Origin of the sequence: Sphingomonas sp. LH128, assembly GCF_000293195.2 — a bacterium.
GTDB classification, from domain to species: Bacteria; Pseudomonadota; Alphaproteobacteria; order Sphingomonadales; family Sphingomonadaceae; genus Novosphingobium; species Novosphingobium resinovorum_A.
Map to the genome: position 1 here is coordinate 1 of NZ_ALVC01000124.1, position 26,474 is coordinate 26,474.

A 26,474-nucleotide genomic window follows, 5' to 3' on the forward strand; every position below is an offset into this window, starting at 1 on the left:
CGCGCGGCGATCACCATGTGCCCGGTCGGCGGACCGGCGGTGCCGCCTACGGCGGTCACGAGGTAGAAATATTCGCCGCGCCGCACGATCTTGGGGCCTTCGGGCGAAAACCCCTCGACGTCCCAGTCGTCCGGGTAGTGCCAGGGGTCGTAGACGTGCTCCACCGCGCCGACGGTCGAGAGGCCGTCCTCGGCCAGCCGGATGCGGTCGCCGCCGGAAAGGAACAGCCAGCGCGAACCGTCCTCGCCCACCGCGTGGCCGGGGTCGATATGGTCGGGCAGGCCGAGGCTGACGGGCTCGCTCCACGGGCCTTCCGCCTTGTCGGCCCAGACCACGTACTGCGCGCTCGGGCTGGCCTTGACGGTGAAGTAGATGAAGAAGCGGCCGCCGTGTTTGCTGATGTCCGGCGCCCAGACCGAACCGAGGTTCTTCGTCAGCGCGGCGGTAAGGGGCCGCCAGTTGATCAGGTCCGCCGAATGCCACACGACCAGCCCCGGATAGGAATCGAAGGTCGAGAAGGTCATGTAATAGTCCTTCCCGTCCCGCACGATCGTCGGGTCGGGATGGTCGCCCGCCATCAGCGGGTTGAGGTAGGTGCCGTTGCCCTGGTCCGGGATACGCTGGTCGTCGAAGCCGCGCCGGTACTTCGAAGCGCCGACCGAAGCGGGCTTTGCAGGCGAGGATGCGGCGGCCGTGGCTGCGCTCGCGCTGCCTGCCAGCGCCGTCGCGCCGCCTACTACGCCCATACCTGCCGTGAACAGGGCCTCTCGGCGGTCGAACTTCATGGCTCTCTCCGGTTCTGCTTTGATTTATGCTAGCGCTATCATTTGTGGCATCGGTGTCAATGAAAATTGCAGGAATGCTTGATCGTGCCAGCGCAGGCCATACAAGCCTAGCGATGCACGAAACCCCAGCAAGAGCGCGCGACGGCGACCCCACCATCGAGGACGTGGCCGCCGCCGCCGGGGTCTCGATCCGCACGGTTTCGCGGGTGCTCAACAAGTCGCCCAAAGTGAATGCCGAGACCCGCCAGCGGATCGAGGCCGCGATCGCCGCGCTCAATTTCCGGCCGAGCGCGCGGGCGCGGGCGCTGGCGATGCGGCGCTCGTTCCTGATCGGGCTGATCCACAACGATCGCAACGCGCTGGTGCTCGATTCCATCCAGCGCGGCGTCGTCGCCCTGACCGCGCCGCGCGGCTATGAGGTGATCGTCCACCCGACCCCGCTGGAAACCGAAGCGGCGATCCGCGACGTGCTGGGCTTCGTCGAGCGGTCGCGCGTGGACGGGCTGGTGATCCTGCCGCCGGTTTCGGGCGTGCCGGGTCTGGCCGAGGCTCTGGCCGAGGCGCAAGTGCCGGTCGCGGCGCTGTCTTCGGTGCCGATCGCGGGTTTTGCCGACGTCATCGTCAGCGAGGAGCGCGCGGCGGGCGCGCAAGTCGCGCGGCATCTGCTCGATCTGGGGCACCGGCGGCTGGGCATCGTCAACGGTCCCGCCGATACGGCCTCGGCCATGGAGCGCCGCGCGGGCTTCATCGAAGAGGCGACGCGCGCCGGGGCCAGCGTGGCCGAAGCGCCGGGCGACTACGACTTCGCCTCGGGCGTGGCCGGGGCGGAACAGCTTCTGGCGCTGGTCGAGCGGCCGACGGGCATCTTCGCGGCGAACGACATCATGGCGGCGGGCGTGCTCAAGGTCGCGGCGGTGCGGGGGATCGCGGTGCCAGGGGGGCTGTCGGTGGTGGGCTTCGACGGCAGCCTGCTCACGCGGATGCTGAGCCCGGCACTGACCTCGGTGCTGCGGCCCTTCGGCGACATGGCGGCGGCGGCGGCAGAGCGGCTCATCGCGCGGATCGAGGGCGGCGAGGCGCCACCGCCGTTCGAGGTGGAACTGCGCGTGGTTCCGGCAGAATCGACGGGATTGGCGCCGCATTTCTGCGTAGCGCCTAACCCTTCGACAAGCTCAGGGTGAGCGGAGGTCGTGTAAGAACCTCTCAATTCCGCTTAGGCTGAGCTTGTCGAAGCCCCTCGGAGCGCTCAGGCCGCCACCGGCTCCAGCCGTCCGGCCTCCAGTGCCGCCAGCCCGGCTTCCACCGCGCCGACGAACCGTCCGTCCGAACCCAAATCGCCGAATACCTCGCGCATCGCCAGAACGCTGCGCCAGTCGCCCGCACGCTCCAGCAGCGGGGCGGCGAGGGGGTCGGTGATCGTGCGCCCGTCCCGCTCCGCGCTAGCCAGGAAGCGCAGCCATGCCGCGATCGGAAGCGCAAGCCGCTCGATCGGACGCCCGGCCGCCAGCGCCTCGCGGGTGGTGTCGAGCAGGCGATAGGGCAGCTTCTGCGACCCGTCCCACGCGATCTGCGACAGCAGGTGCCGGATCTCGGGATTGCGGAAGCGGGCCAGCACGTCGGAGATGTATCCGCCAAGGTCCAGCCCGGCAGGAGGCGCGATCGACGGCGCGATGTCCTCGCGCATCAGCCGTTCGGCGAAAGCGGCCAACTCGCGGTCGGCCATGGCCTCGCCGACCGTCTCCAGTCCGCGCCCAAGGCCGATATAGGCGAGCGACGAATGCGCGCCGTTGAGCAGGCGCAGCTTGGCCTTCTCGAACGGGCGCACTTCGCTCGCGAACGTGACACCCGCCACGTCCAGCGCGGGACGTTCGCCTGCGAAGCGATCCTCGATCACCCACTGGGTGAAACGCTCGCGCTGGATGGGCCAGGCGTCCTCCAGCCCGGTGGCCGCCGCGATGCGGGCGCGCAGCGCGTCGTCGGTGGCGGGGGTGATCGAATCGACCATCGCGTTCGGGAAAGCGACGTGGTCGGCGATCCAGCGGGCGGTGTCGGGATCGATCGCCTCGGCCAGCGCCAGGGTCGCGGCCTCCAGCTTGCGGCCGTTGTCGGTGAGGTTGTCGCAGCACAGCACCGTCACACCGGGCAGCCCGGCAAGACGGCGTGCCTGCAGTCCGCGCACCAGCCAGCCGGTGAACGAACCCGGCGTCCAGTCTTCCGAACGCGAGGCATCGAGGTCCGCCTTGATTGCCGGGTTCGCGAAGTCCAGCGCTCCGTCCGCGCCGAGGCAGTAGCCCTTTTCGGTCACGGTGGAACTGACGATGCGGGTGTCCGCATGGGTCAGCGCGCCGAGGATCGCGGCAGGATCATCTTTCGTGAGAATTCCGCCGATGGCGCCGATCACGCGGTACTCCACCTCGGTGTCCAGCAGGGCGAGGGTGTAGAGCCCGTCCTGTGGGTTCAGCGCATCGGCCACGCCGCGCGAATTGAGGCTCACGCCGGTCAGTCCCCAGCGCGGGTCCTGCGCCAGCAGCGTATCGAAGGCGGCGGCCTGATGCGCGCGGTGGAACGCGCCCGGCCCGAAGTGGACGACCCCGCGCTTGACGGCAGAGCGGTCGTACTGCGGCCGGATCACGCCTGCGGGGAGGGCGGAAAGGCTGCTTTGCGAAAGACGGGTCACGCCGGTTCCACCTCGCGCGCGGGAGCTTCGAGGTTGTACGCCTTGCGCACCAGCCCGACGGTCAGTTCATGGGCCAGTTCGGCGGCCTCCCAGTCCTCCATGCGGTGCTCGGCGACGAGGCGGGCGAGGAAACCGCAGTCGATTCGCCGCGCGACGTCGTGGCGGGCCGGGATCGACAAGAACGCGCGGGTGTCGTCGTTGAAGCCCACGGTGTTGTAGAAGCCTGCCGTCTCGGTGGTCATCTCGCGGAAGCGGCGCATGCCTTCGGGGCTGTCGTGGAACCACCATGCCGGGCCGAGCTTGAGGCACGGATAGTGCCCCGCCAGCGGCGCGAGTTCGCGGGCGTAAGTCGTCTCGTCCAGGGTGAAGAGGATGACCTTGAGGTCCGGCTCGTTGCCGAAGAGGTCGAGCATCGGGCGCAGCGCTTCGACATATTCGGTGGCGCGCGGAATATCGGCGCCCTTGTCGCGGCCGTGGCTGGCGAAGAGGCGGGCGTTGTGGTTGCGGGTGGAGCCGGGGTGAATCTGCATGGTCATACCGTCCTCCACGCTCATGCGCGCCATTTCGGTGAGCATCTGTGCGCGGAACAGCTCGGCCTCGTCGGCGTCGGCTTTCCCGCCCATGACCTTGGCGAACAGCGCCTCGCATTCCACCGTCGAGAGGTTGGCGGTGCGGGCGGTGACGAAGCCGTGGTCGGTCGCCGTCGCGCCCATCGCGCGGAAGTCCGCACGACGCTTGCGGTGCGCGGCGAGGTAGCCGGTCCAGCTCTCGACGTTTTCGCCGGACAGGTCGGCGAAGCGCACGATGTCGCGCGCGAAGCTGTCATGCTCGGGGTCGATCACCGAGTCCGGGCGATAGGTGGTGACAACCTTGCCCTGCCAGCCCGATGCCTGAATCGCCTTGTGATGCTTCAGATCGTCGCCCGCGCCCTCGGTGGTGGCGAGCAGTTCGATGTTGAAGCGTTCGAACAGCGCGCGGGGGCGGAAGGCGGGGGAGGCGAGGGCCTCGCCGATGGTGTCGTAGTAGAAGTCGGCAGTGCTTTCATCCAGCGCCACGTCGATGCCGAAGACTTCGCCGAAGACGTGGGGCAGCCACATGCTGGAAGGCGTGCCGCGGAACAGCTTCCAGTTCGCGGCGAACAGGCGCCACGCCTCGCGCGGGTCGGTGGCGGGAATAACACCGCCCTTTCGGGGGACGGCCAGCGCGTCGAGGTCGATGCCTTGCGAATAGAGCATGCGGAACAGGTAGTGGTCCGGCGCGAGCAGTAGCTCGGTCGCGTTGGTCCAGGCCGCGTCGGTGGCGAACCATTCCGGGTCGGTGTGGCCGTGCGGGCTGACGATCGGCAGGCCGGCGATTTCGGCATAGAGTTCGCGGGCAATGGCGCGCGTTGTCGGGTCGGCCGGCAGCAGGCGATCGGGGTGCAGCGAGAGCTTGGGCATCCTTAGGACTCCTCGGAGAGAGTGCGTTTGCGGCTCGATTACCGAGTTGTGCCAGCGCTGGCAATGCTGTATCGGCGAGCCATGGTCGAAACCCTATCGAAGCCCGTAACCGTGATGCGGATTTCCGCCGAGGATCACGTCGCCGTCGCCCTGCAGCCGCTCGAGGCGGGCACGGAGGTCGTTGTGGATGGACAGGCGATTCACTTACGCGATGCGATTCCGGCGGGTCACAAGTTCGCCGTCCTGCCGATTGCCGCGGGTTCGCCGGTTCGTCGCTATCGCGCGCCGATCGGCCTCGCCACGCGCGACATCGCGGTGGGCGAGCACGTCCATGTCCACAATGTCCATACCGCGCTTTCGGGCGAGAAGGCCTATGCCTTCTCCGGCGCGCGGACCGAGGAGCACAAGGCGCAGTCCTCGCGCAGCTTCCGGGGCTATGTGCGGCCGGACGGCAGCGTCGGCACGCGCAACGAATTGTGGATCCTGCCCACGGTCGGCTGCGTCGGCCGCCTGGGCGAGCGGCTGGCGGCGAAGGGCAACCTGCGGTCGCCCGCGAACGTCGATGGCGTTCATGCGTTCAATCACCCGTTCGGCTGCTCGCAGCTGGGGGCGGACCTCGATGGCACGGCGGCGGTGATCGCCTCGCTGGCGCTCAACCCCAATGCGGGCGGCGTGCTGCTGCTGGGCCTCGGCTGCGAATCGAACCAGCTGGAGGAACTGCTCAAGCGCATCCCGGAAGACCGCCGCCACCGCCTGCGCGTGCTGCGTGCCCAGTCGGAAAGCGACGAGTTCGCCGCCGGGGAAGCGCTGATCGACGAACTGCTGGGCCTGATGGTCGAGGACCGGCGCGAGGAAGTGTCGCTTTCGAAGCTGCGGCTGGGCGTGAAATGCGGCGGCTCGGACGCGATGAGCGGACTGACCGCCAATCCGCTTATCGGTTTGATGGCCGATGCGGTGACCGAGGCGGGCGGCGCCGCGATCCTGACGGAAATTCCCGAAATCTTCGGCGCGGAGAACCTGCTGCTCGAACGCGCGACCAGTGAAGAGGTGTTCGACAAGCTCTCGGGCCTCGTCAATTCCTTCAAGCGCTACTTCATCGAGAACGGCGAGCCGGTTTCCGAGAACCCCAGTCCCGGCAACATCGCAGGCGGTATCACCACGCTGGAGGAGAAGTCCCTGGGCGCGGTGCAGAAGGGCGGGCTTGCCCCGGTCTGCGACGTGATCGGCTATGGCGAGCGGATTTCCACGACTGGACTGACGGTGCTCGAAGCCCCGGGCAACGATGCCGTCTCCACCACCGCGCTGGCGGCAGCGGGGGCGACGATCACGCTGTTCTCCACCGGGCGCGGGACACCGCTCGGAAGCCCCGTGCCGACGATGAAGATTGCCTCCAACCACTCATTGGCCGAGCGCAAGCCGGGCTGGATCGACTTCGATGCCGGACTGGTGCTGGAAAAGGGCATGGCGGGCGCTGCCGACCTGCTGCTCGACCGCATCATCGCCGTCGCGAGCGGGGAACCGGCGCGCAACGAGAGTAACGACGAACGCGCCATCGGTATCTGGAAGCGAGGGGTTACACTGTAGTCGCTGGCCCACCCCGCTGCGGCTAGGTTCGCCTGCGGTTCATCAAGCCTCGCGGCCCTCCCGCAAGCGGGAAGGCGAACGCTTTCCTGCTCCCCTTCCGCTCGCGGGAGGGGCCGGAGGTGGGCCTTAACCTACTCCACCACCAGGAAATATTCCGCCGCGCGATTGCCCCCGTTGCGCACCTCGATCACGTAGCGCTGCGTGAACAGCGGTATCCAGCGGCAGGCGCGGCGGGCGTCGGCGATGGTGCAGACCGGGCGGCGCTCGGCGTCGAGCACTTGCAGGGTCACCGGGGTATCGCCCGGCGTCGATAGCGCGATGCTGGCCTTCCGGCCCGAGAGGAACACCTGCTCGAAGCTGTCGCTGGTGCCGGGCTGGGCCTTGCCGGTGCGATAGCCGGGGCCGAGCGGGCTGCCGCGCAGCGGCGCCTTCTCGTTCGGGACCAGTGCGCGCCACTCCGGCACCGGGTCGACACCTTGCCAGCCATCGAGCGGCCGCGCGCCGGAGCGCTCGATGATACCCAGCGCGCGGGCCAGTTCCTCGTTGTCGGCGCGGCCCTGCGCGCTCTGGGCGGACGACAGGGCGAGGGCGACCCGTTCGCCGATTTCGGGCGTCTGGTCCTGCGCCCGGGCAGGCGCTGCCACGAGCACGGCGACTGCGGTGAGCAGCCAAGGGTTGCGCAGCAATGGGCTCATCGTCTGAACTCCGGAGCAACGGTGAAGCATGCGCCTCTTTCGCCGGGCGCGAGCGAAATCTCAAGGTGGTGCCGCTCTGCGATCGCGCGGCACAGCGCGAGGCCGAGCCCCGCGCCCTCGGTGCCGAGCGAACTGCCGCCGCGGGCGAACTTCTCGAAAATCCTGTCGCGCTGGTCCTCGGGGACACCCGGTCCATCGTCGCTGACGATCAGCACCGGCCCCCTGCGCAGCGTCAGACGGATCGTACCACCGCGCGGCACGAACTTGAAGGCGTTGTCGAGCAGGTTGGTGATGAGCCGCGTGAGGGACATCTCCTCGCCAGCGATGACGACGTCCGGTTCTATGTCGAGGATCAGGCGGTGCCCGGATTCCTCGGCGCTGTCGGCGTAGAGTTCGCCCAGCCGCGCTGCGAGAACACTGAGGTCCACCGGCACCAGGCCATGGCGATCACCGCGCCGCGCTTCGCTGGCGGCGATGTCGAGCAGCGATTCGAGCATGCGGATGATGCCCCGGATTTCGGTCCGGGCGTCGGCGACGCGGGCTGCGGTCTCGGCGTCGGGCGTGGCGGCCAGCGCTTTCACCAGCCGGTTGTCGAGGTGCATCAGCGGTGTGCGCATCTCGTGTGCGACATGGTCGGTCGTCTCGCGGTGGGCGGCGGCGAGGCGCTTGAGACGGGCGAGGGCGTTGCCCGAGTGCGCGGCCAGCTCGTCGATCTCGTCATGCCCGGCCGATCCGCGCGCCAGTTCTTCCAGCGCGGCGTCGTCGGGCTGGCGGAAGGCAGCGTTGATGCGCGCGAGCCTTCCGGCGAGCCGGTGCGCCGCCGTCCAGCCGCCGAGGGCCACTGCCAGCATCGCGAGCACGCCGCCGGTCAGGAACACCAGCGCCACCTGCCGCAGCAGCATGGAGAGGTCGCGATATTCGTGCGCGACCAGCAGCTTGAGGTTCGGCCCGAGCTGGGTCGCGCGCGCGAAGGCGCGTTCCCCGCCCTCGATACGGATGTCGGCGGCCTCGGAGATACCGGCATGCAGCCCCGGCCAATCGGTGAGGTCGCCGGCGATGCGCTTGCCGCGTGCGTCCGCGAGCAGGTAATGCGCGGGATCGCCGTTGCGCGGCTGGAGGGCGAGGCGGTCCTTGATGCGTTTGGCCAGTTCGTCACGGTCGCCGCTGGCGTAGATGTCGACCATGCCGGCGAGATCGACATCGACCGCCCGTTCCAGCGCCTGCCGGTTGGAGCGCTCGATCGTGGCATTGGTCAGCAGCCACAGCCCGAAGGTGATCACCGCAGCCGTCCCGATCGCCCAGACGACGATCTGCGCGAAGATCGAATTGCGGATGAAAGCCAGCCGCTTCATGGAAGTTGGCGGCGCGTGAACACGCTCACCGCCCGTCCAGCAGCCTGTAGCCGGAGCCCCAGATCGTCTCGAGCGCGGGCTTGTCGAAGCCTTCCTCGAGCTTGCGGCGCAGGCGGCCGATGTTGACGTCCACCACGTTGGTCTGGGGATCGAAGTTCATCTTCCACACATCCCGCAACAGCATCTCGCGCGTCAGCACTTCGCCCGCGTTCTCCATGAAGTAGCGGAACAGCTCGAATTCCTTGGGGCTGAGCGCAAGGTGGCGGTTGTCGCGAAAGGCGGTGCGCGCCTTCACGTGGCATTCGAAGGCGCCGTAGAGTATCACGGCGGAGTGCTCGCGGCCCGAGGAGCGGCGGTGCAGGGCGCGCAGGCGGGCGAGCAGTTCCTCGCCCTCGAAGGGCTTGGCGAGATAGTCGTCCGCGCCCGCGTCCAGTCCTTCGGCCCGGTCGGTGGTGCGGCCGAGCGCGGAAAGCAGCAGGACCGGCGTGCCGACCCCGCTTTCGCGCAGGCGCGACAGGATGGTGATGCCGTCGAGATCGGGCAGCATGCGGTCGAGGATGATGACGTCGAAGCGCTCGGCGCCCGCGCGTTTTAGCCCGTCGTTACCAGTGGCGCACCAGGTCAGCGAGTCGCCGGAAAGACTGGCCAGTTCCTCGACTTGCGAGGCCGCGCGCGAATCGTCCTCGATGTAGAGGATGGACAGGCCGCTCATGCCGTGCGCCCCGCAAGGGTGCCGATGGCGGCCGAGCGATCGTATCCGCGCGAGAAACCCTCCCGGTTCTCGGTGCAGTACGATCCGCCGGCCGCCATCGGGTTGAACGGAACCGGGCGCCGCCTAAGGGGACTGGGACGGCGGCTCTCCCGGCCCCGAAACAGCTCGGAACCACGCGAGAGGATACGGGCGCCATGGAAGCGCCGAAATGAAGTCGGGTTGTTAATAGCCTTGGTCCCCCGGCAACGGCGCGCGGTCATTCCCTGCCCGCCGTTGCTCAGCTTTCTTGACGTACCGTGCATATACGAGCGCCGGGTGCGGGTCGCCTGACAATGGCTGTCATGCCCCCGCAGGGCGCGAAGCCGCGATCTGCGGTCAGTTCGCCTTGGGCGCTGCGGCGGAGGGATCGACCGGAAGGCCGCCGAGCTGCGTTACCAGCTTGGTATAGGCATCGAGGTACGCGAGCACGATGATCTGGCCGATCTGCGTGTTCTGGTAGCCGCCGCCGCCGGCCGCGCCGAAGGTGCCGCCGAAGAAGCCGCCGCCGCCACCGCCGAAGCTGACATCGGACTTGCGGGCATAGCCCTCGGTCAGCGCCTCTTCCACGGTGGTGCGCGAATTCACGATCGAGAGGGTGACGTTCGCCTCGCCCTTCTTGACGTTGAGGCCACCGGCGATGGCGCCCACGCCGCGCCCGAAGAAACCGCCGACGCCGCCCAGCACGCCGCCGAGGCCGCCGCCGCCCGAATTGTTGTTGGTCGAGACGATGTCCGGCTGCAGGAAATAGTCCGCCGCCTTGATCTGGCCCTTGCCGATGTTGGAGCCCTTCTGCAGTTCACCCTGTTCGGCGAGCGCGCGCTCCATGGCGCTGTTCTGCAGCGAGCGGCCGCGATTGACCATGGTGAAGCAGCCGGACTTCTGCACGAAGACGCGCAGGATCGCCTCGGGGCTGCCGAGGCTGAGTTCGCGCCACCACTGGGTGTCGGGCTCGATGATGGCGACGGTGCCGAGGTTCTTGCGGCAGACGGGAATCTCCTGCGTCCCCTTTTCCTGCAGCTTGCGGCCGGAGGACTGGTCGGCGAGGGCGGGGGTGGCCGAAACTGCGGCGAGCGCGGCCAGCGCGCAGACGAACGTTTTCATAATCAAGGCTCCCTGTTGCACCGCGCGGACACGCGGCCTGCCCAATCCCCGGGGCGACAAACTCCTTATGCGTTCACTCTTGCACGAACAAATGACGATGTCTGTGAGAATCTTTCGCAAATACAACGTCAGGAAGGATCCACAGCCATGTTGTCGATAAGCCGGGCCGGGCCGATCCGGGCCGCCACGATAAGCCGCATCGGCCGGTCCGAACGGGTGGTCAGCACGGTGAGATCGTCCGCATCGCGCAGTTCGGCATAATCGACCGAGCGGAAGCCCCCCGCGACGATTTCCGCCTGCAGCGTGGCGAGGGTTTCCGGCACGTCCGCGCCCGCCTCGATCGCAGCGATGGCGCGGCGCATCGCGGTCGGCAGCGCGACGGCCTCCTTGCGATCCTCGGCCGAGAGGTAGGCATTGCGCGAGGACATCGCGAGTCCGTCCGCCTCGCGCACGGTCGGCACGCCGAGGATCGCGGCGGCGGCGGGGCGGGTGAGGTCGAGGTCGCGCGCCATCCGGCGGATGACGGCCAACTGCTGCCAGTCCTTCTCGCCGAACAGGGCGATGTCGGGCATGACCTGATTGAACAGCTTGCACACCACGGTGGCGACGCCGTCGAAGTGGCCGGGCCGCGACGCGCCGCACAGGCCCTCGCTGACGCCCGCAACCGAGATATTGGAGGCGAACCCGGCCGGGTACATCGCCTCGACCGTGGGTGCCCAGAGCAGGTCCACCCCTTCGGCTTCCAGCAGCGCCGAGTCGCGGGCAAGCTGGCGCGGATAGGCGTCGAGATCCTCGTTCGCACCGAACTGGAGCGGGTTGACGAAGATCGATACGACGACGCTGGCGCCCCGGCTTTTCGCCTCGCGCACGAGCGTCAGATGGCCGTCATGCAAGGCGCCCATCGTGGGCACGAGCGCGACCTCACCGGTCTTGCGAAGCTCGGCAACCGCATTGCGCAGTGGATCAAGGGCGTGGACGGTTTGCATTGGGCTTGGCTGCTCCGGTATGATGGGCGCGACCGAAAGGTGCGTTTGGGCCTTAGCCCCGGCGCACCTGCGGGGGCAATGATTTCAACGTCGGGCCGGGCGACCGGTCCCGCGAGCAGGATAACGGTCACGTGACAGCGCATCGCATCGTCTTCGCCAACGAGAAGGGCGGCACCGGCAAGTCCACCACCGCCGTCCATGTCGCCATCGCGCTCGCCTACCAGGGCGCGAATGTCGCCTGCATCGACCTCGACCACCGCCAGCGCACGCTCTACCGCTACCTCGAGAACCGGATCGAGACCGAGCGCAAGCGCGAGATCGCGCTGCCCGGCGCGCGCTTCGCGGTCTACGATGGCGACGACATCGGCGAACTCGACGATCTCGCCGAGCAGATCGCGGAGGGCTACGACTTCCTCGTCTTCGATACGCCCGGGCGCGACGATCCCTTCGCCCGCCACGTGGCGACCACGGCGGACACGCTGGTCACCCCGCTCAACGACAGCTTCGTCGACTTCGACCTTCTGGGGCAGGTGGAAAGCGAGACCTTCAAAGTCAAGCGCCTCTCGTTCTATGCCGAAGTCATGTGGGAGGCGCGTAAGAAGCGCGGCCTCAAGACCATCAACGAAGGCCGCCGCGAACTCGACTGGGTCGTCGTGCGCAACCGCGTCCAGCATGTCGAGGCGCGCAATATGCGGCGTATCGACGGGGCGTTGCAGGAACTGTCCAAGCGCGCGGGCTTCCGCGTCGCGGCGGGCCTGTCCGAGCGCGTCATCTTCCGCGAGCTGTTCCCCTCGGGCCTGACCCTGCTCGACAAGGGCTTTCTGGGCGATCTGGGCACCAGCCACCTCGTCGCGCGGCAGGAACTGCGCGGGCTGGTCGCCGGGCTCAACCTGCCGGTGCCGGTACGGCGGGAGTCCGAAACGGCCTTCGCCGCCGCGAGCTGACGGGAAGGCCCATGATCAAGCTGCTCTGGCTGGTCGCGCTCGGCTGCATCGTCTGCCGGATGCTCATCGGCCGCTGGCCCTGGGAAAAGAAGCGCAAGGTCGCGGGGCCGTCCTTCGAGACGGCGCAGGCGCGGGCGCTGCTGGGCGTGGACGCGGGCGCCGACCGGCGCGAGATCGTCGAGGCGCACCGCCGCCGCATCGCGCTGGTGCACCCCGACAAGGGCGGCAGCTCCGAGCAGGTGCACGAGGCGAATGCCGCGCGCGACCTGCTGCTGGCGGTGCTGCCTGCGGAGTAGAACGCCGTCGTCTTCGGCTGAAACACCATTCGTCATTCCCGTCTTCGCGGGAATGACGGCGATAAAATTACGAGGCGATCACGCTTTAATTTTCCCGCGCGATCTGGAAGCCGGCGAACGACTGGTTCACCGGCATCAGTTCCAGCGTGTTGATGTTGACGTGCGCGGGCAGGGTGGCGACCCACAGCACGGTCTCGGCGATGTCCTCGCCGGTCATCGGGTTGACGCCTGCGTAGAACGTGTCGGACGCGGCCTGGTCGCCGCCATTGCGCACCACGGTGAACTCGGTCTCGACCATGCCCGGCTCGATCGAGGTCACGCGCACGCCGGTGCCGCTCAGGTCCGAGCGCAGGCCGAGCGCGAACTGGCGCACGAAGGCCTTGGTGCCGCCGTACACGTTGCCGCCGGTGTAGGGATATGTTGCCGCCACCGAGGACAGCATCACGATCCCGCCCTTGCGCGCGATCAGGCCCGGCAGCAGCTTGTGCGTGAGCGAGACCAGGCTGACGACGTTGGTGTCGATCATCGTCTTCCAGTTGGCGAGGTCGGCTGCCTGTGCGGGCGCCGCGCCCAGCGCGAGACCCGCGTTGTTCACAAGGCAGTCGATCGCGGCGAAGTCGGCCGGAAGCGCATCGAGCGCGGCGTCGCGGGCGGTTTCGTCACGCACGTCGAAGACGGCGGCGTGGAAGCGGTCGGCACCCAGTTCGTCCGTCAGCGCCTGAAGCCGCTCGGCGCGGCGGCCGGTGCCGATCACGCGCCATCCGGCCTTCACGAAAGCGCGCGCGCAGGCTTCGCCGATACCGGAAGTGGCGCCGGTTACGAGTACGGTCTTCATGGGGGATTCCTTCAATCTGCGGAGAGGACGGTGACGTCCATGCGGAAGCTGCGCGCCTCTCCGGGCGCCAGCGTGATCACGCCCGGCTTTTCGCGGAAATCGCCGGTAAAGCCAAGGGGGTCGGCATGGCCCTGCCACGGTTCGATGCACAAGTAAGCCGCGCCGGGCTTCTGCCAGATGCCCAGCATCGGGGTGTCCGGGAAGGCGATGGCGAGCTGTGTCCCGCCCGGTGCGCCGTATGTGAGCGCGCGGCTGGAGAGGCGGTCCCAGATCACCGCGTCCTCCTCGAACAGCGCGGCGTCCAGCGGCAGGATATGGCCTTCGACCGGCGATGCCACAGGCTCGGGCAAAAGGAGTCCGGTGGGACCGTCGATGCGGCGGATCGGCTGCGGCTCGGGCTGTTCGAAGGCGACGACGTGGTCGGCCTTGGCGGCGCCGCCGGGCAGCGGCCAGGCGAAGCCGGGGTGGAAGCCCAGGCTGAATGGCAACGGGGCATCGCCGGCGTTGAGCACCCGCGCCTCGGTGAACAGGGCTGTGCCTTCCAGTCGGAACGCCATCTCCAGCATGAAGGCGAACGGATAGACCGCGCGCGTTTCAGGACTGTCGGTCAGGCGGAAAAGCGCACGATCGGTGCCCGCTTCCAAGACCTCGAACACCGACTTGCGCGCGAAGCCGTGCCGGGGCAGGGCGTATTCCTCGCCGTCCAGCCGGTAGGTGTCGCCGTTCAAGGCCCCGACGATCGGGAACAGCAGCGGCGCGTGGCCGGTCCAGAACGCCGGGTCGGCATCGGTCATGTATTCGCGGCCGAAACTGTCGGTCAGCGACCAGAGTTCGGCGCCGAGCGGGTTGATCCGGGCGGTGAGATCGCCGGAGGAGATGGTCACGAAGTCCACGTCAGTCCCCTATCGTCATCCCGGCGAAAGGCGGGATCGCCGGCCGTGAACGGCCCACCTTGCGGCGGGGCGGCTCACGGCCAGCGCTCACCTAAAGACCGCCAGCGGTCCCGGATCAAGTCCGGGACGACGATCACCCCCGCAGCACCGCGCCCAGCTTGGCGGCGGCGGCGGTCACCTTTTCGCTGATCGCCTTGAGGTCGGCTTCCTTGTAACTGGCCTCGACCGGCTGGAGCGTGACTTCGAGCGCGAGCGACTTCTGCCCCTCGGGCACGCCGTTGCCACGGAAGTCGTCGAACAGGCGCACCGCGACGATGTTGGCCTTGTCCGCGCCCTGCACCAGCCGCACGAGATCGCCCGAGGGCAGCTCTGCAGGCACGAGGAACGCATAGTCGCGCGTCACCGCCTGCAGCGCCGGGGGCGCGTAGGAGACGCGGGCGAAGCCGGGCGTGCCCTTCTTGCCGGGAATGGCGTCGAGGAACAGTTCGGCGACCGCCACCGAGCCATCGACGTCGAACTGCTTCGCCGTCTTCGGGTGCAGCATGCCGAAGCGCGCCAGCACCGTCTTGGGGCCGAGGCGCAGCGTCGCCGACTGGCCGGGGTGGAACTGGGGACCAGCTTCGCCCATGACCTGCAGCTTGTCGACCGGGGCGCCAGCCTCGGCCAGCAGCGCCAGCACTTCGGCCTTGGCATCGTAGGCGTCGAACGCCGTCGCCTTGCCGGTCGCCCAGCCGCGCGCGGTCTTCTCGCCCGCGAGGACGACGCCCAGCGTCAGCCGTTCATCGCTCGCCCCGCCGTTACCGCGGAGATAGCGGCGGCCGATCTCGAACAGGCGCAGCGAGGCCGCGCCGCGATCGAGGTTGCGCTTTGCCGCCATCAGCAGGCCCGGCAGCAGCGAGGGGCGCATGGCCTTCATGTCCTCGCTGATCGGATTGGCGAGCACCCACAGCGGACCTTCGGCGAAAGCCTCGGCGGCTGGCTCGGGCAGAAACGACCAGGTGACGGCTTCCTGAAGCCCGCGCGCCGCAGCGGCGCGGCGCACGCGCCGTTCCAGTGCCTGCGCCGGGGTGGCGGTGGGCTTGGCGACGCCGTCGGCGCGGGGAAGCGGCACGCTCTCGACCTTGTCGAGGCCGTGGATGCGCACGATTTCCTCGACGATGTCGGGGGCGCCGTCCACGTCGGGACGCCAGCCGGGAACGGTGACGGCCCAGTCGTCAGCTTCGACGACGGAGAAGCCGAGGCTTTCCAGAATGCGCTGCTGTTCGCCGGGCGTGACGGTGACGCCGCCCAGCTTCTCGACCAGCGAGGGCGCGAAGTGGACGATCTTGGGCGTGCCCGGAGCAGCGCCCGCGCGCACGATCTCGGACACTTCGCCGCCGCACAGCTCGACGATCAGGTTCGTCAGCAGCGCAAGGCCGGTGTCGAGGAACTGCGGGTCGATCCCGCGCTCGAACCGCCCGCGCGCGTCTGACGTGAGGTTGAGCTTGCGGCCCGTCTTGGCGATACGCTCGGGATCGAAGTAGGCAATTTCGAGCAGGACGTCGGTGGTGGCATCGCCACAGCCCGAGTGCTGGCCGCCCATGATGCCTGCGATGTCGTGGACGCCACTGCCGTCGGCGATCACGGTCATCTCGGCGTCGAGCGTGTAGGTCTTCTCGTTCAGCGCCTCGACCGTCTCGCCCTCCACCGCGCGGCGGGCGACGACGGCGCCGGTCAGCTTGGCGAGGTCATAGGCGTGGGCCGGGCGGCCATACGTGAGCATCACGTAGTTGGTCGCATCGACCAGCGCCGAGATCGGGCGCTGGCCCGTGGACTTGAGCGCATCCTGCAGCCACTGCGGCGAGGGGCCGTTCCGCACGCCCTTGATGACGCGGCCGTAGAATGCCGGGCAGCCCTCGGCGTCATCGGTGCGCACCTCGACCGGGCACGGGAAGGTGCCTGCGGCCTCGGGCGCGACGATCGGCTTCAGCGTGCCGAGGCCCGCTGCCGCGAGATCGCGGGCGATGCCGTAGACGCCCATGCAGTCCGGACGGTTGGGGGTGATCGACACGTCGATGACCGGATCGGCGCCGTGATACTGCGCGAAGGGCGTGCCGACGGGCGCATCCTCGGGCAGTTCGATGATGCCATCGTGGTCCTCGCCCAGCTCCAGCTCGCGCGTGGAGCACATCATGCCGTTCGATTCGACGCCGCGCACGGCCGCAACCTTGAGCGCCATGCCGTTCACCGGCACCACCGCGCCCGGCAGGCCGAGCACGCCGACCAGCCCTGCGCGCGCATTGGGCGCACCGCAGACCACGGTGAGCACCTTGTCGCCGGTATCGACGGTCAGGACCTGCAGCTTGTCCGCCTGAGGGTGCTTTTCAGCCGTGAGGACCTTCGCCACGCGGAAGCCTTCGAGCTTGGCGGCGGGGTCTTCGATGCCTTCGACTTCGAGGCCGATGGCGTTGAGCGTGGCGGCGATCTGCTCGATCGACGCTTCGGTTTCCAGGTAGGTCTTGAGCCAGGAGAGCGAGAACTTCATGTCTTAAATCCTTCCCGCCTTAGGCCGGTGTGCCGACGCCGCCCGAAAGGGTCGGCACGTCGAGGGCGGAGAAACCGTAGTGGGAGAGCCAGCGCACATCGCCGTCGAAGAAGGCGCGCAGGTCGTCCATCCCGTACTTGAGCATGGCGAGGCGATCGACGCCGATGCCGAAGGCGAAGCCCTGCCATTCGTCAGGGTCGATGCCGCCCGCCGCGATGACGCGGCGGTTGACCATGCCTGACCCCAGCACTTCCATCCAGGCGTGCCCCGGCGCATCGCCCGAACCGCCGACCACGCGGCGTCCGCCCTGGCTGGAATAGCCCACGTCCACCTCGATCGAGGGTTCGGTGAAGGGGAAGTAGCTGGGGCGCAGGCGCAGGACGATGTCGTCCCGCTCGAAGAAGGCCTTGAGGAAGGCTTCCAGCGTCCACTTCAGGTGGCCGAGGTGGATGCCCTTGTCGATGACGAGGCCCTCGATCTGGTGGAACATCGGCGTGTGTGTGGCGTCGCTGTCCGAACGGTAGACGCGGCCCGGCGCGATGATGCGGATGGGCGCACCCTGCTGGATCATCGAGCGGATTTGCACCGGCGAGGTATGGGTGCGCAGCAGCATCTCGCGGCCGTCGTCGTTGCGGTCCGGGAAATAGAAGGTGTCATGCATCGCGCGCGCCGGGTGGCTTTCGGGCATGTTTAGCGCGGTGAAGTTGTGCCAGTCGTCCTCGATCTCCGGCCCGGTGGCGACCGCGAAACCGAGGTCGGCGAAGACTTCGGCCAGCTCGTCCATCACCTGCGAAACCGGGTGGACCGCGCCGCGCGGGGTGGCGGGCGCAGGGAGCGAGAGGTCGATCGTCTCGGCCGCAAGGCGCGCGTCGAGCGCGGCGGTTTCGAGGGTGTCCTTGCGGGCGGTGATGGCGGCGTTGGCGTCGCGCTGGTAGCCGTTGAACAGCGGCCCCATCTCGCGCCGCTCCTCGGGCGACATGCCGCCCAGACGCTTCATCAGCCCGGTGATCTCGCCCGCCTTGCCCAGATACTGAATGCGCAGCGCTTCGAGAGCCTCGAGCGTTTCGGCACCTTCGATCGCCGAGATCACCTGATCAAAATCGAGCACGATACTAAACCCCAAAAACTCGTCATTCCCGCGAAGGCGGGAACCCATCTGATGCCCTATCCCCTGACGATCCGGGGCGGTGGCAGCGGCACGAAGCCGAAATTCACCGCAAGGTCGCGCCAATCGGGATTGGCCTGTTCGATCAGGGCGAGTTTCCACGCCCTGTTCCACGTCTTGATCCGCTTCTCGCGCAGGATCGCGCTTTCAATCGTCGCGTGCCGCTCGAACCAGACCAGTCGATGCACGCCGTAGTCGCTCGTGAACCCTTCGATCAAGCCCTCGCGGTGCTGATGGAGGCGACGAAGCAGATTCGATGTGACTCCGACATAGAGCGTACCGTTGCGATGTGACGCGAGGAGGTACGTGCATGGATCGAAGGTTTCGCGCATCGGAGGGGCCACCAGCTGGGTTCCCGCCTTCGCGGGAATGACTGGGAAGAGTGATGCAGCGGAATCGCTTCAATCGGCAGTTAACACCCTGTCGTCATTCCCGCGCAGGCAGGAACCCAGCTGGTGCGCTATCCCAACACGCGAAAAGGGCGCGGACGGCACATGCCATCCACGCCCTTTGAAATCGCGCGATGAAGCTGAGGAGCTTTACGCGCCGGTGGCTTACGCCGCCGCGGGCAGAGCTGCCTTCGCCTGCGCGATGACGGTGCTGAACACGCCGCCTTCGTTCATGGCGAGGTCGGCCATCGTCTTGCGGTCCAGTTCGATCCCGGCGAGCTTCACGCCATGGATGAACTGCGAGTAGGTCAGGCCTTCAGCGCGGACGGCCGCGTTGATGCGCTGGATCCAGAGAGCGCGGAAGGTGCGCTTCTTGATCTTGCGGTCGCGGTACGCGTACTGGCCGGCCTTTTCGACGGCCTGGCGTGCGACGCGGATGGTGTTCTTGCGGCGACCACGATAGCCCTTGGCCTGGTCCAGAATCCGCTTGTGCTTTGCGCGGGTGGTGACACCCCTCTTGATACGGCTCATTCGTCAGTACTCCTCAGTTGAGCCCGTAGGGCGCCCACTTCTTGATGACCTTGGCATCGGCGTCGGAAATGACTTCGGTGCCGCGGTTCTGGCGGATGTACTTGCCGTTATGGCTCATGAGGCGGTGGCGCTTGCCGGCTACGCCGTGCTTCACCTTGCCGGTGGCGGTGAGCTTGAAGCGCTTCTTCACGCCGCTCTTGGTCTTCAGCTTGGGCATTTTCGTCTCCTTTGATCGGGACACGTCCCGCCGGCCATGGCAGCCCTTTTCGCCAGGCCGACCCGCGAATCTCCCCAGGGGCAGACTCGACCGTGTCGATTGAAGGACGCGCCCTTAGTGGCTGGATGCAGGAAAGGCAAGCGGCCCGTTTTAACGCGGGGGCTTCGACAAGCTCAGCCTGAGCGGGATCTCAGGTTTTCTCTCAGATCCGCTCAGGCTGAGCTTGTCGAAGCCCCTGCCGCCATGAGGTCCGGGATGGCGAGTACGCCACACCCCGAATGCCGTGCAGCCATTCGAGGAAGTCCGGGCCGATGGTGGGGCCATCCGGCAGACCTTTTCGCCATATATAGGCCTGGGCGGTGACCCGCCCTGCGCTCGTGCGCACCGGCAGGGCAAGGCGCCGATACTCCCGCCCTTCATAGGTATCCAGCCGCGCGAGATCGCCCGGTCGCAACCGCAGGTCGCACAGTACCCCGCGCACGTGCCCCAAACCCGGCACCAGCGCCGGATACCAGCCGCGCGTGTCCGGGACCGCGTAAAGCCGCCCCGGGATCTCGCCCGGTTCGGCCCGGATCGACCGCGCCGCAATCCACCGCGCCATCGGCGTATCCGCATCGGGGCGCAGCGTGCCGTAGAAGAACAGCCTCAAAGGTCAGTCGTGATGATGGCCGTGATTGTCACAGGCCATCGCTTCGATCACGTCCTCCAGCCGCGCTGGGTCGCCGATCGCCAGCACTTCGCCGCCGGAGTCCGCATTCAGGGGCTCGCCGTTCCAGTCGCACATGATGCCGCCCGCGCCCTCGACGATGGGGACCAGCGCCGCCCAGTCGTGCAGCTTGAGCCCCGCCTCGCAGACGAGGTCGATGTGGCCGCTCGCCAGCAGGCCGTAGTTGTAGCAGTCGCCGCCGAACATCATGCGCTTGTGGTCGGTCTTGGCCGCCAGCGCCATGAAGTGGGCGCCCTGATGGTCGTCGAAGTACTGCGGGCCGGTCGTCGCCAGCATCATGTCGGAGAGTTCGCGGCAGGGGCGGGTGCGCACTTCGCGGCGGTTGAAAGTGGTGGCGTGGCCGCTGGCGCCGACCCAGCGCTCGTTCAGGATGGGCTGGTCGATGATCCCCAGCACCGGCCAGCCGTCGACCAGCAGCGCGATCAGCGTGCCGAAGGTCGCACGCCCGCCCATGAACGCGATGGTGCCGTCGATCGGGTCGAGCACCCAGGTCCGGTTGGAGGTCCCGGTCTCGGTGCCGAACTCCTCGCCGATGATGCTGTCTCGCGGGACTTCGGCCTTGAGGATGCGCCGCATGGCTTCTTCTGCCGCCCGGTCGGCCACGGTGACGGGCGAGGCGTCGGACTTGCGGTCGGCGGCGAGGCCGGTGCGGAAGTGAGGGCGAATCGCTTCACCGGCCGCATCGGCGAGGCGGAGCGCGAGGGCGATGTCGTGGTCGAGTTTCATGCCGCCTGCTCTGCCTTCCGAACGGTGATCCGGTCAAGTTCCTTGGGTCAGGGGTATCCGGGGGGCATTACCTGCAAGAAAATACTAGGAATCTAACAGCCCTTGTAGATTTTCTCACATTGCTCCCAAGCCGTTGCGCAATTATCGCTTTTCGAGGGCATCTTTAAAACAGGGTAACCATGCAACGCAGGAACCGTCCTGCGGTCGATCCCTCGATTGCGCCGCAGCAAGGCATTACACGTGACGGGCAACCCCTGTCCTACAACCGCGCGCCTGCGCCGGATCTGGCACCTTGGCTGGGCCGCCTCTATGTCACGAAAGTCGATCTGCCCAAGGATTACACGGTGTCCTGCGGACTGTTCAGCGACACGGCCTGCGTGCGCGTGCAAATGGCCGGGGACTGGACGGCGCAGACCGTCGATGGCCCCATCACTACCCAGGGCGGCGCGTTCTATTTCGGTCCGCACTCGCGGCGCATGCCGATCTCGGTGACAGGTAGCTTCGTAAGCGTGGGCTACATCATCCGTCCGGGAACGGGCACGGCGCTGAAGCTGGCGCGCGTGGGCGAATTTCTCGACAAGATCGTTCCAACCGACGTTCTGACGGCGCCCTCGGACGATTTCCTGCAGGCGCTGGAGCCTGATGCGACGCCGGAGGAATGGCTGCAGTCGATCGAGGGTCTGGTTCGCCAGCAGGTCGAGAGGCTGGGAGGTGCGGCACCTGACCCGGTGACCGCGCGGTTCGAGGAGATCAGCCTGCGCGATCCGGGCATTTCTGTCAGCGATGCGGCGGCCGAGTGCGGGGTCGATCGCCGCAAGCTGGAGCGCGTGGTCAGCCGCGACTTCGGCCTGCCGCCCAAGCAGGTGCTGCGCCGCGCCCGCGCGCTCGACATGGCGAGCCACCTGCGCGGCGTCGCCGATGCGCGCGAAGGGGATGAGATCGCCCTGCGCTATTACGACGAGAGCCACCTGATCCATGAATTCACCGAACTGTTCGGCATGTCGCCGCGCCAGTTCGTCACGCGCCCGCAGCCGATCCTGACGCTCGCCCTCGAATCGCGCCAGGCGCGGCGACTCGAGGCGCTGCACCGGATCGAACCGGGGCAGGCGCGGCCCTGGGAGTAGAGATAATTGTCGCCCACCCCGTCCGGCTAAGCCCTCCGGGCCAAGCCTCCCGGACCTCCCCCTTCGACAGGCTCAGGATAAGCGGGAGGGCAAGCAAACGGTCTCATTCCCCTCCCGCTTGCGGGAGGGGGCAGGGGTGGTTCTTAGCGACAGCTCAGTCGAACAGGCTCGACACCGAGCTTTCGTCGGCGATGCGGCGGATCGCCTCGCCAAGCAGCGGGGCGATCGGCAGGATGCGAATCTTGTCCGAAGCCTTGGCGGCTTCGGTCGGCATGATCGAATCGGTGATGACCAGTTCCTTGAGCGCGGAATTGGTCACGCGGCTCACCGCCGCGCCCGACAGGACGCCATGGGTGATGTAGGCGGTGACGCTGGCGGCGCCTTCGTCCATCAGCGCCTGCGCGGCGTTGCACAGGGTACCGCCCGAATCGATGATATCATCGATCAGAATGCAGGCGCGGCCCTTCACATCACCGATGATGTTCATGACTTCCGACTGGCCCGGCTTGTCGCGGCGCTTGTCGACGATCGAGAGCGGCGCGTTGTCGAGGCGCTTGGCGAGCGCGCGGGCACGGACCACACCGCCGACGTCGGGCGAGACCACCATCAGCGACTGGTCGCCGTAGCGGGCCTGGATGTCCGCTGCCATGACGGGGGCCGCGAACAGGTTGTCGGTGGGGATGTCGAAGAAGCCCTGGATCTGCCCGGCGTGCAGATCGACCGAGAGCACGCGGTCGGCGCCGGCTTCGGTCAGCAGGTTGGCGACCAGCTTGGCCGAGATCGGGGTGCGCGGGCCGGGCTTGCGGTCCTGGCGGGCGTAGCCGAAGTAGGGGACCACGGCCGTGATGCGCTTGGCCGAGGCACGGCGCAGCGCGTCGATGCAGATCAGCAGTTCCATCAGGTTGTCGTTGACGGGGTAGCTGGTCGGCTGGACCACGAAGACGTCCTCGCCGCGGACGTTCTCGTGGATTTCCACGAAGATTTCCTCATCCGCAAAGCGGCGGACGGCGGCGTCGGTGAGCGGCAGTTCGAGATACCCTGCAATCGCGCGTGCGAGCGGCAGGTTGCTGTTGCCGGACATGATCTTCATTTGCGAATCCCCGTGACGGTTCCTGGCGGTCGGTCGTTGGGACCGGCCCTGTAGCCGGGTGTCGCGGGATTGCAATAGTCGGCGACCGATTGTCACCGCATCGGCCCGATTTGAGGCACGGTTGCGGCTAGGATGGGAAGCGGTCGATCCGAAATCAGATCGTCATCCCAGCGAAGGCTGGGACCGCTATGACCATGATATGCCCAAGCAGGACCGTGCCGGCTTCATCTCGGCCTTGTAGAGAAGTTGCGATATGACGAGAGCGGTCCCAGCCTTCGCTGGGATGACGATGGTGTTTGAATGATGACTTTGGGTGGGAAGCAGCCGTTTTATCCTCCCTGTTCCGCAGGAATGGGGAGGTGGCAGCCCGCAGGGCTGACGGAGGGGCTTCTCCCCTCCACCACCGACTTCGTCGGCGGTCGCCCTCCCCATTCCTGCGGAACAGGGAGGATATACAAGGTCCCCAATGGGGCGCTTTTCGAAGGTCCGCTTTCCTACACATGGCGCGCTCCGGTACATTGCGCTCATGCCCCGTCCGCCGCTCACCTTCCGCCACAAGGTTACACCACAAGGTGACACCTCATCCGCACAAGGTGACACATCCAGCGCAAAATGTGTCACCTTAGGCCCGCAAGGTGACACTTTCCGGCCCAAGGTGACGTCTTTTGCCCCTGGACCGTGTCAACCGTGTAAACCCTGTCACCTTGCATCAGATCCGATGCTCGCCCCTGATCCAGCGCACGGTGCCGGAACTGGCGCGCATCACCACGCTTTCGGTGGTCATGATGCCGCCCTTGCGCCGCTTCACCCCGTCGAGCAGCGAGCCGCTGGTGACGCCGGTGGCGGCGAAGATGCAGTCGCCCTTGGCCAGTTCCTCCAGCTTGTAGATCTTGTCGAGGTCCTTGATGCCCCATTTGCGGGCGCGGGAGCGCTCGTCGTCGTTGCGGAACAGCAGGCGGCCGTTGAACTGCCCGCCGACACAGCGCAGCGCCGCCGCCGCGAGGACGCCCTCGGGCGCGCCGCCCGAGCCCATGTAGAGGTCGATCGTGGTATCCTCGTCGGTCACCGCTATGACGCCTGCCACGTCGCCGTCGCCGATCAGCACGACGCCGCAGCCGATCTCGCGCAGCTCGGCGATCAGCGCCTCGTGGCGGGGGCGGTCGAGCACGCAGACGATGATGTCCGAAGGCTTCACGCCCTTGGCCGCCGCCACCGCCTCGACGTTCTGGGTCGGGGTCTTGTCGAGGTCGATCACGCCGTCCGGATAGCCGGGGCCGACCGCGATCTTCTCCATGTAGACGTCGGGCGCGTTGAGGAGGCCGCCTTCCTCCGCCGCCGCCAGCACTGCCAGCGAGTTCGGTCCGGCCTTGGCGGTGATGGTGGTGCCTTCGAGCGGATCTAGCGCGATGTCGATCTTCGGACCCTTGCCGGGAGCGCCGCCGACCTTCTCGCCGATGAACAGCATTGGCGCCTCGTCGCGCTCCCCCTCGCCGATCACGACCGTCCCGTCGATGTAGAGGCCGTCAAAGGCCTTGCGCATTGCCTCGACTGCGGCATGATCGGCTGCCTTCTCGTCTCCGCGTCCTATGAGGGAGGACGCGGCGATGGCGGCAGCCTCGGTGACGCGCACCATTTCGAGGACCAGAACGCGATCGAGTACATGACTTGCGGGGGTAGTGTTTTCGGACATGTTCACTCCGGATTAATCCAGGGAGGCAAGATTTTCACCGATTAGACAGAGGATTTTGAATTGTCGAGAAGCTGGATTTTCCCTTTCGCAATCGCAATAATCGCTCCCGCCCCGGCGATTGCTCAAGACGCTTCCGGCGCTTCTGCAGGAGATCGTGCGATCGCCGAAAAAATGCTGGGAACAGGTGGTCGTATCACGAAGGATACTTCGCGCAACGCCTGTCTGCGAACCATGAAACAGGGCGAGATCGTGGTCTGTGCGCCGACGCCGGACCAGTACCGCGTCCCCTCCACCGGAGACGACGACCCGACCGGCGTGGGCGCCAACGATGGGCGACCGCGCACGCCGGACGTTTCGGGCAACGGCATCTTCAAGGGCAAGGCGACGATGGGCGGCTTGTGCATGATCCCGCCGTGCCCGCCCGAGCAGCCCTACATCATCGATCTTTCGACGATCCCGGAGGCCCCGGCCGGCTCGGACGCAGACAAGATCGCGAAGGGCGAACTGCGCGCGCCATGAAGGCGGCGTCCCGGAGTGGCGGCTCCGGGAGTGCTCAGGAATAGAACGTATAGGACGGATGCCTCCGAAGAGGCGTCCCCCGGCCCATCTCAGGCCCCGATGATCTGCATCACCAGCGGCTTCGCGGTCAGGCTGTCCGACCCGTCGAGAATGCGCATCGCCTCGGTGACGGCGCTCTCCGGCCCCGGATGCGTGACGACCGCCAGGATGACTTCGCCGTCCTGATCGGGATCGCCCTTCTGGATCAGGCTCTCGATCGAGACTCCCGCATCGCGCATGGCGGCGGTGATGTCGGCCAGCACGCCCGGGCGGTCGGGCACGGTGAAGCGGATGTAGGAACTGCCGACGCGGTGCCCGGATTCCGCCGGTTCCATCGCTTCCAGTTCGCCCGCGGGCATCGAGAATGCCGCGCCCTTTTCACCGCGCGCGATGTCGATGATGTCGGCGACGACCGCGCTGGCGGTTGGGCCGTCTCCGGCGCCCGCGCCCTGAAACAGCAGGCGGCCCATGAAGTTGCCTTCGGCCACGACCGCGTTGGTCGCTCCGTCGACGTGGGCGAGGGGATGATCGATGGGCACCAGGTGCGGACGCACGCGCTGGAACAGCCGGGGAGTGCCGCTCGCAAGATCGACACCGGCCATGCCGAGCAGGCGGATGACGTAGCCCAGCGAGCGGGCCTGCTCGATGTCGGCGGCCTTGACGCGGCTGATGCCCATCGTCTCCACCGCGTCGAAGCGAAGCTGCGAACCGAAGGCGATGGCGGCGAGGATCGACAGCTTGTGCGCGGCGTCGATGCCCTCGATGTCGAAGGTCGGATCGGCCTCGGCATAGCCAAGCCGCTGCGCCTCGGCGAGCACGTCGCCGAAGTCCGCGCCGGTGTCCTCCATGGTCGAGAGGATGTAATTGCAGGTGCCGTTGAGGATGCCGTAGACGCGCTCGATGGCGTTGGCGGCGGCGCCTTCGGACAGCCCCTTGATGACCGGGATGCCGCCCGCGACGGCCGCCTCGAACTTGAGGGCGACGCCCTTCGCCTCTGCGGCGGCGGCCAGTTCCAGCCCGTGATGCGCGATCATCGCCTTGTTGGCGGTGACGAGGCTCTTGCCGCCCGCAATCGAGTTGCGGGCGAGGGCGAGGGCGGGGCCGTCTGAGCCGCCGACCATTTCCACCACCACGTCGACGTCGCCCCGCGCGGCGAGGGCGGCGGTATCGTCCACCCAGTCGTAGCGCGAAAGGTCGACGCCGCGATCCTTGGTGCGGTCGCGCGCGCTGACGGCGGCGATGCGGATCGGACGGCGGGCGCGGCGGGCGATCAGCTCCGCATTGGTCTCGATGAGACGGACGACGCCGGTGCCGACGGTTCCCAGTCCGGCAAGCGCGATATTCAGCGGTTCGGCCATGCTAGCTCCTTGTTCGGGAGCGCGCACTAAGGCAGGC

At 67.5% G+C, this 26,474-nt stretch carries 26 protein-coding genes; 6 read left to right on the plus strand and 20 right to left on the minus strand.

Annotated features, from left to right (window positions below):
* Nucleotides 1–785: family 43 glycosylhydrolase (locus tag LH128_RS10455; RefSeq protein WP_008829595.1), on the minus strand; the 785-nt coding region annotated here is incomplete at its 3' end.
* Between the two features lie 113 nt (nucleotides 786–898).
* Here LH128_RS10455 and LH128_RS10460 point away from each other — a divergent pair.
* Nucleotides 899–1,966: a LacI family DNA-binding transcriptional regulator gene (locus LH128_RS10460; protein ID WP_051211465.1), complete on the plus strand. Its 1,068-nt coding sequence runs from the start codon at nucleotides 899–901 to the stop codon at nucleotides 1,964–1,966.
* 65 nt (nucleotides 1,967–2,031) lie between these two features.
* Here the strand turns inward: LH128_RS10460 and LH128_RS10465 are convergent, their stop codons facing one another.
* Both LH128_RS10465 and uxaC read right to left on the minus strand, forming a co-directional pair.
* On the minus strand, nucleotides 2,032–3,462 hold the full coding sequence (locus tag LH128_RS10465; RefSeq protein ID WP_008829597.1) for a mannitol dehydrogenase family protein: 1,431 nt from the start codon (nucleotides 3,460–3,462) through the stop codon (nucleotides 2,032–2,034).
* Nucleotides 3,459–4,901: a glucuronate isomerase gene (gene uxaC, locus LH128_RS10470; RefSeq protein WP_008829598.1), complete on the minus strand. Its 1,443-nt coding sequence runs from the start codon at nucleotides 4,899–4,901 to the stop codon at nucleotides 3,459–3,461. Before uxaC ends, LH128_RS10465 begins: the two co-directional genes overlap by 4 nt.
* A 63-nt stretch (nucleotides 4,902–4,964) precedes the next feature.
* On the opposite strand from uxaC, the gene LH128_RS10475 reads away from it, so the two are divergent.
* Nucleotides 4,965–6,485, plus strand: coding sequence for a UxaA family hydrolase (locus LH128_RS10475; RefSeq protein ID WP_202196473.1), 1,521 nt, complete (start codon nucleotides 4,965–4,967; stop codon nucleotides 6,483–6,485).
* Nucleotides 6,486–6,616: 131 nt separating this feature from the next.
* Here the strand turns inward: LH128_RS10475 and LH128_RS10480 are convergent, their stop codons facing one another.
* From LH128_RS10480 to panC, 5 genes are all read right to left on the minus strand, one after another.
* On the minus strand, nucleotides 6,617–7,180 hold the full coding sequence (locus tag LH128_RS10480; RefSeq protein ID WP_008829600.1) for a hypothetical protein: 564 nt from the start codon (nucleotides 7,178–7,180) through the stop codon (nucleotides 6,617–6,619).
* Complete coding sequence (locus LH128_RS10485) at nucleotides 7,177–8,532, minus strand: sensor histidine kinase (protein ID WP_008829601.1); 1,356 nt, start codon at nucleotides 8,530–8,532, stop codon at nucleotides 7,177–7,179. Before LH128_RS10485 ends, LH128_RS10480 begins: the two co-directional genes overlap by 4 nt.
* 25 nt (nucleotides 8,533–8,557) lie before the next feature.
* Nucleotides 8,558–9,244, minus strand: coding sequence for a response regulator transcription factor (locus LH128_RS10490; RefSeq protein WP_008829602.1), 687 nt, complete (start codon nucleotides 9,242–9,244; stop codon nucleotides 8,558–8,560).
* Nucleotides 9,245–9,619: 375 nt separating this feature from the next.
* Complete coding sequence (locus tag LH128_RS10495; protein ID WP_008829603.1) at nucleotides 9,620–10,384, minus strand: CsgG/HfaB family protein; 765 nt, start codon at nucleotides 10,382–10,384, stop codon at nucleotides 9,620–9,622.
* Nucleotides 10,385–10,512: 128 nt separating this feature from the next.
* The gene (gene panC / locus LH128_RS10500) at nucleotides 10,513–11,370 is read right to left on the minus strand and encodes a pantoate--beta-alanine ligase (RefSeq protein ID WP_008829604.1); all 858 of its coding nucleotides are present in this window, start codon (nucleotides 11,368–11,370) and stop codon (nucleotides 10,513–10,515) included.
* Nucleotides 11,371–11,501: 131 nt separating this feature from the next.
* On the opposite strand from panC, the gene LH128_RS10505 reads away from it, so the two are divergent.
* Nucleotides 11,502–12,314, plus strand: a complete 813-nt coding sequence (locus tag LH128_RS10505; protein ID WP_008829605.1) for a division plane positioning ATPase MipZ — start codon at nucleotides 11,502–11,504, stop codon at nucleotides 12,312–12,314.
* Nucleotides 12,315–12,325: 11 nt separating this feature from the next.
* Nucleotides 12,326–12,610 (plus strand): J domain-containing protein, encoded by a 285-nt coding sequence (locus LH128_RS10510; protein WP_008829606.1) that lies wholly within the window; start codon nucleotides 12,326–12,328, stop codon nucleotides 12,608–12,610.
* A gap of 85 nt (nucleotides 12,611–12,695) precedes the next feature.
* Here the strand turns inward: LH128_RS10510 and LH128_RS10515 are convergent, their stop codons facing one another.
* The 9 genes from LH128_RS10515 to LH128_RS10555 all read right to left on the minus strand — a co-directional run bounded on the left by LH128_RS10515 (nucleotide 12,696) and on the right by LH128_RS10555 (nucleotide 20,617).
* Entirely contained in the window at nucleotides 12,696–13,445 is a 750-nt protein-coding gene (locus LH128_RS10515; RefSeq protein WP_008829607.1) for an SDR family NAD(P)-dependent oxidoreductase, read from the minus strand.
* A gap of 11 nt (nucleotides 13,446–13,456) precedes the next feature.
* Nucleotides 13,457–14,338 (minus strand): aldose 1-epimerase family protein, encoded by an 882-nt coding sequence (locus tag LH128_RS10520; protein ID WP_008829608.1) that lies wholly within the window; start codon nucleotides 14,336–14,338, stop codon nucleotides 13,457–13,459.
* A 133-nt stretch (nucleotides 14,339–14,471) separates the two neighbouring features.
* Nucleotides 14,472–16,862, minus strand: a complete 2,391-nt coding sequence (pheT, locus tag LH128_RS10525; RefSeq protein ID WP_008829609.1) for a phenylalanine--tRNA ligase subunit beta — start codon at nucleotides 16,860–16,862, stop codon at nucleotides 14,472–14,474.
* A 19-nt stretch (nucleotides 16,863–16,881) separates the two neighbouring features.
* The gene (gene pheS, locus LH128_RS10530) at nucleotides 16,882–17,970 is read right to left on the minus strand and encodes a phenylalanine--tRNA ligase subunit alpha (RefSeq protein WP_037518961.1); all 1,089 of its coding nucleotides are present in this window, start codon (nucleotides 17,968–17,970) and stop codon (nucleotides 16,882–16,884) included.
* Between the two features lie 56 nt (nucleotides 17,971–18,026).
* Nucleotides 18,027–18,359 (minus strand): GIY-YIG nuclease family protein, encoded by a 333-nt coding sequence (locus LH128_RS10535; RefSeq protein ID WP_008829611.1) that lies wholly within the window; start codon nucleotides 18,357–18,359, stop codon nucleotides 18,027–18,029.
* Between the two features lie 222 nt (nucleotides 18,360–18,581).
* Nucleotides 18,582–18,947, minus strand: a complete 366-nt coding sequence (gene rplT, locus LH128_RS10540; protein WP_008829612.1) for a 50S ribosomal protein L20 — start codon at nucleotides 18,945–18,947, stop codon at nucleotides 18,582–18,584.
* A 13-nt stretch (nucleotides 18,948–18,960) separates the two neighbouring features.
* Complete coding sequence (gene rpmI, locus LH128_RS10545) at nucleotides 18,961–19,164, minus strand: 50S ribosomal protein L35 (RefSeq protein WP_008829613.1); 204 nt, start codon at nucleotides 19,162–19,164, stop codon at nucleotides 18,961–18,963.
* Nucleotides 19,165–19,366: 202 nt separating this feature from the next.
* Nucleotides 19,367–19,813, minus strand: coding sequence for a gamma-glutamylcyclotransferase family protein (locus tag LH128_RS10550; protein WP_008829614.1), 447 nt, complete (start codon nucleotides 19,811–19,813; stop codon nucleotides 19,367–19,369).
* 3 nt (nucleotides 19,814–19,816) lie between these two features.
* Nucleotides 19,817–20,617, minus strand: coding sequence for an inositol monophosphatase family protein (locus LH128_RS10555; protein ID WP_008829615.1), 801 nt, complete (start codon nucleotides 20,615–20,617; stop codon nucleotides 19,817–19,819).
* Between the two features lie 179 nt (nucleotides 20,618–20,796).
* Here LH128_RS10555 and LH128_RS10560 point away from each other — a divergent pair, with 179 nt between their 5' ends.
* Nucleotides 20,797–21,741 (plus strand): helix-turn-helix domain-containing protein, encoded by a 945-nt coding sequence (locus LH128_RS10560; protein WP_008829616.1) that lies wholly within the window; start codon nucleotides 20,797–20,799, stop codon nucleotides 21,739–21,741.
* 154 nt (nucleotides 21,742–21,895) lie between these two features.
* On the opposite strand, the gene LH128_RS10565 is transcribed toward LH128_RS10560, so the two are convergent.
* On the minus strand, nucleotides 21,896–22,831 hold the full coding sequence (locus tag LH128_RS10565; protein ID WP_008829617.1) for a ribose-phosphate pyrophosphokinase: 936 nt from the start codon (nucleotides 22,829–22,831) through the stop codon (nucleotides 21,896–21,898).
* Nucleotides 22,832–23,540: 709 nt separating this feature from the next.
* A complete protein-coding gene (gene glpX, locus LH128_RS10570; protein WP_008829618.1) occupies nucleotides 23,541–24,521 on the minus strand; it encodes a class II fructose-bisphosphatase in 981 nt (326 codons plus the stop codon).
* 231 nt (nucleotides 24,522–24,752) lie between these two features.
* On the opposite strand from glpX, the gene LH128_RS10575 reads away from it, so the two are divergent.
* A complete protein-coding gene (locus LH128_RS10575) occupies nucleotides 24,753–25,040 on the plus strand; it encodes a hypothetical protein (RefSeq protein WP_231958052.1) in 288 nt (95 codons plus the stop codon).
* Nucleotides 25,041–25,129: 89 nt separating this feature from the next.
* On the opposite strand, the gene LH128_RS10580 is transcribed toward LH128_RS10575, so the two are convergent.
* Complete coding sequence (locus LH128_RS10580; protein ID WP_008829620.1) at nucleotides 25,130–26,437, minus strand: homoserine dehydrogenase; 1,308 nt, start codon at nucleotides 26,435–26,437, stop codon at nucleotides 25,130–25,132.
* Nucleotides 26,438–26,474: the final 37 nt, after the last annotated feature.

Excerpts from the sequence above, each read along its gene's own strand:
- LH128_RS10460 (WP_051211465.1), top strand. The coding sequence starts at position 899 with ATGCACGAAACCCCAGCAAGAGCGCGCGACGGCGACCCCACCATCGAG.
- uxaC (WP_008829598.1), bottom strand. The coding sequence starts at position 4,901 with ATGCCCAAGCTCTCGCTGCACCCCGATCGCCTGCTGCCGGCCGACCCG.
- LH128_RS10475 (WP_202196473.1), top strand. The coding sequence starts at position 4,965 with ATGCTGTATCGGCGAGCCATGGTCGAAACCCTATCGAAGCCCGTAACC.
- LH128_RS10480 (WP_008829600.1), bottom strand. The coding sequence starts at position 7,180 with ATGAGCCCATTGCTGCGCAACCCTTGGCTGCTCACCGCAGTCGCCGTG.
- LH128_RS10485 (WP_008829601.1), bottom strand. The coding sequence starts at position 8,532 with ATGAAGCGGCTGGCTTTCATCCGCAATTCGATCTTCGCGCAGATCGTC.
- LH128_RS10490 (WP_008829602.1), bottom strand. The coding sequence starts at position 9,244 with ATGAGCGGCCTGTCCATCCTCTACATCGAGGACGATTCGCGCGCGGCC.
- LH128_RS10495 (WP_008829603.1), bottom strand. The coding sequence starts at position 10,384 with ATGAAAACGTTCGTCTGCGCGCTGGCCGCGCTCGCCGCAGTTTCGGCC.
- panC (WP_008829604.1), bottom strand. The coding sequence starts at position 11,370 with ATGCAAACCGTCCACGCCCTTGATCCACTGCGCAATGCGGTTGCCGAG.
- LH128_RS10510 (WP_008829606.1), top strand. The coding sequence starts at position 12,326 with ATGATCAAGCTGCTCTGGCTGGTCGCGCTCGGCTGCATCGTCTGCCGG.
- LH128_RS10515 (WP_008829607.1), bottom strand. The coding sequence starts at position 13,445 with ATGAAGACCGTACTCGTAACCGGCGCCACTTCCGGTATCGGCGAAGCC.
- pheT (WP_008829609.1), bottom strand. The coding sequence starts at position 16,862 with ATGAAGTTCTCGCTCTCCTGGCTCAAGACCTACCTGGAAACCGAAGCG.
- LH128_RS10535 (WP_008829611.1), bottom strand. The coding sequence starts at position 18,359 with ATGCGCGAAACCTTCGATCCATGCACGTACCTCCTCGCGTCACATCGC.
- rplT (WP_008829612.1), bottom strand. The coding sequence starts at position 18,947 with ATGAGCCGTATCAAGAGGGGTGTCACCACCCGCGCAAAGCACAAGCGG.
- rpmI (WP_008829613.1), bottom strand. The coding sequence starts at position 19,164 with ATGCCCAAGCTGAAGACCAAGAGCGGCGTGAAGAAGCGCTTCAAGCTC.
- LH128_RS10555 (WP_008829615.1), bottom strand. The coding sequence starts at position 20,617 with ATGAAACTCGACCACGACATCGCCCTCGCGCTCCGCCTCGCCGATGCG.
- LH128_RS10560 (WP_008829616.1), top strand. The coding sequence starts at position 20,797 with ATGCAACGCAGGAACCGTCCTGCGGTCGATCCCTCGATTGCGCCGCAG.
- LH128_RS10565 (WP_008829617.1), bottom strand. The coding sequence starts at position 22,831 with ATGAAGATCATGTCCGGCAACAGCAACCTGCCGCTCGCACGCGCGATT.
- glpX (WP_008829618.1), bottom strand. The coding sequence starts at position 24,521 with ATGTCCGAAAACACTACCCCCGCAAGTCATGTACTCGATCGCGTTCTG.
- LH128_RS10575 (WP_231958052.1), top strand. The coding sequence starts at position 24,753 with ATGAAACAGGGCGAGATCGTGGTCTGTGCGCCGACGCCGGACCAGTAC.
- LH128_RS10580 (WP_008829620.1), bottom strand. The coding sequence starts at position 26,437 with ATGGCCGAACCGCTGAATATCGCGCTTGCCGGACTGGGAACCGTCGGC.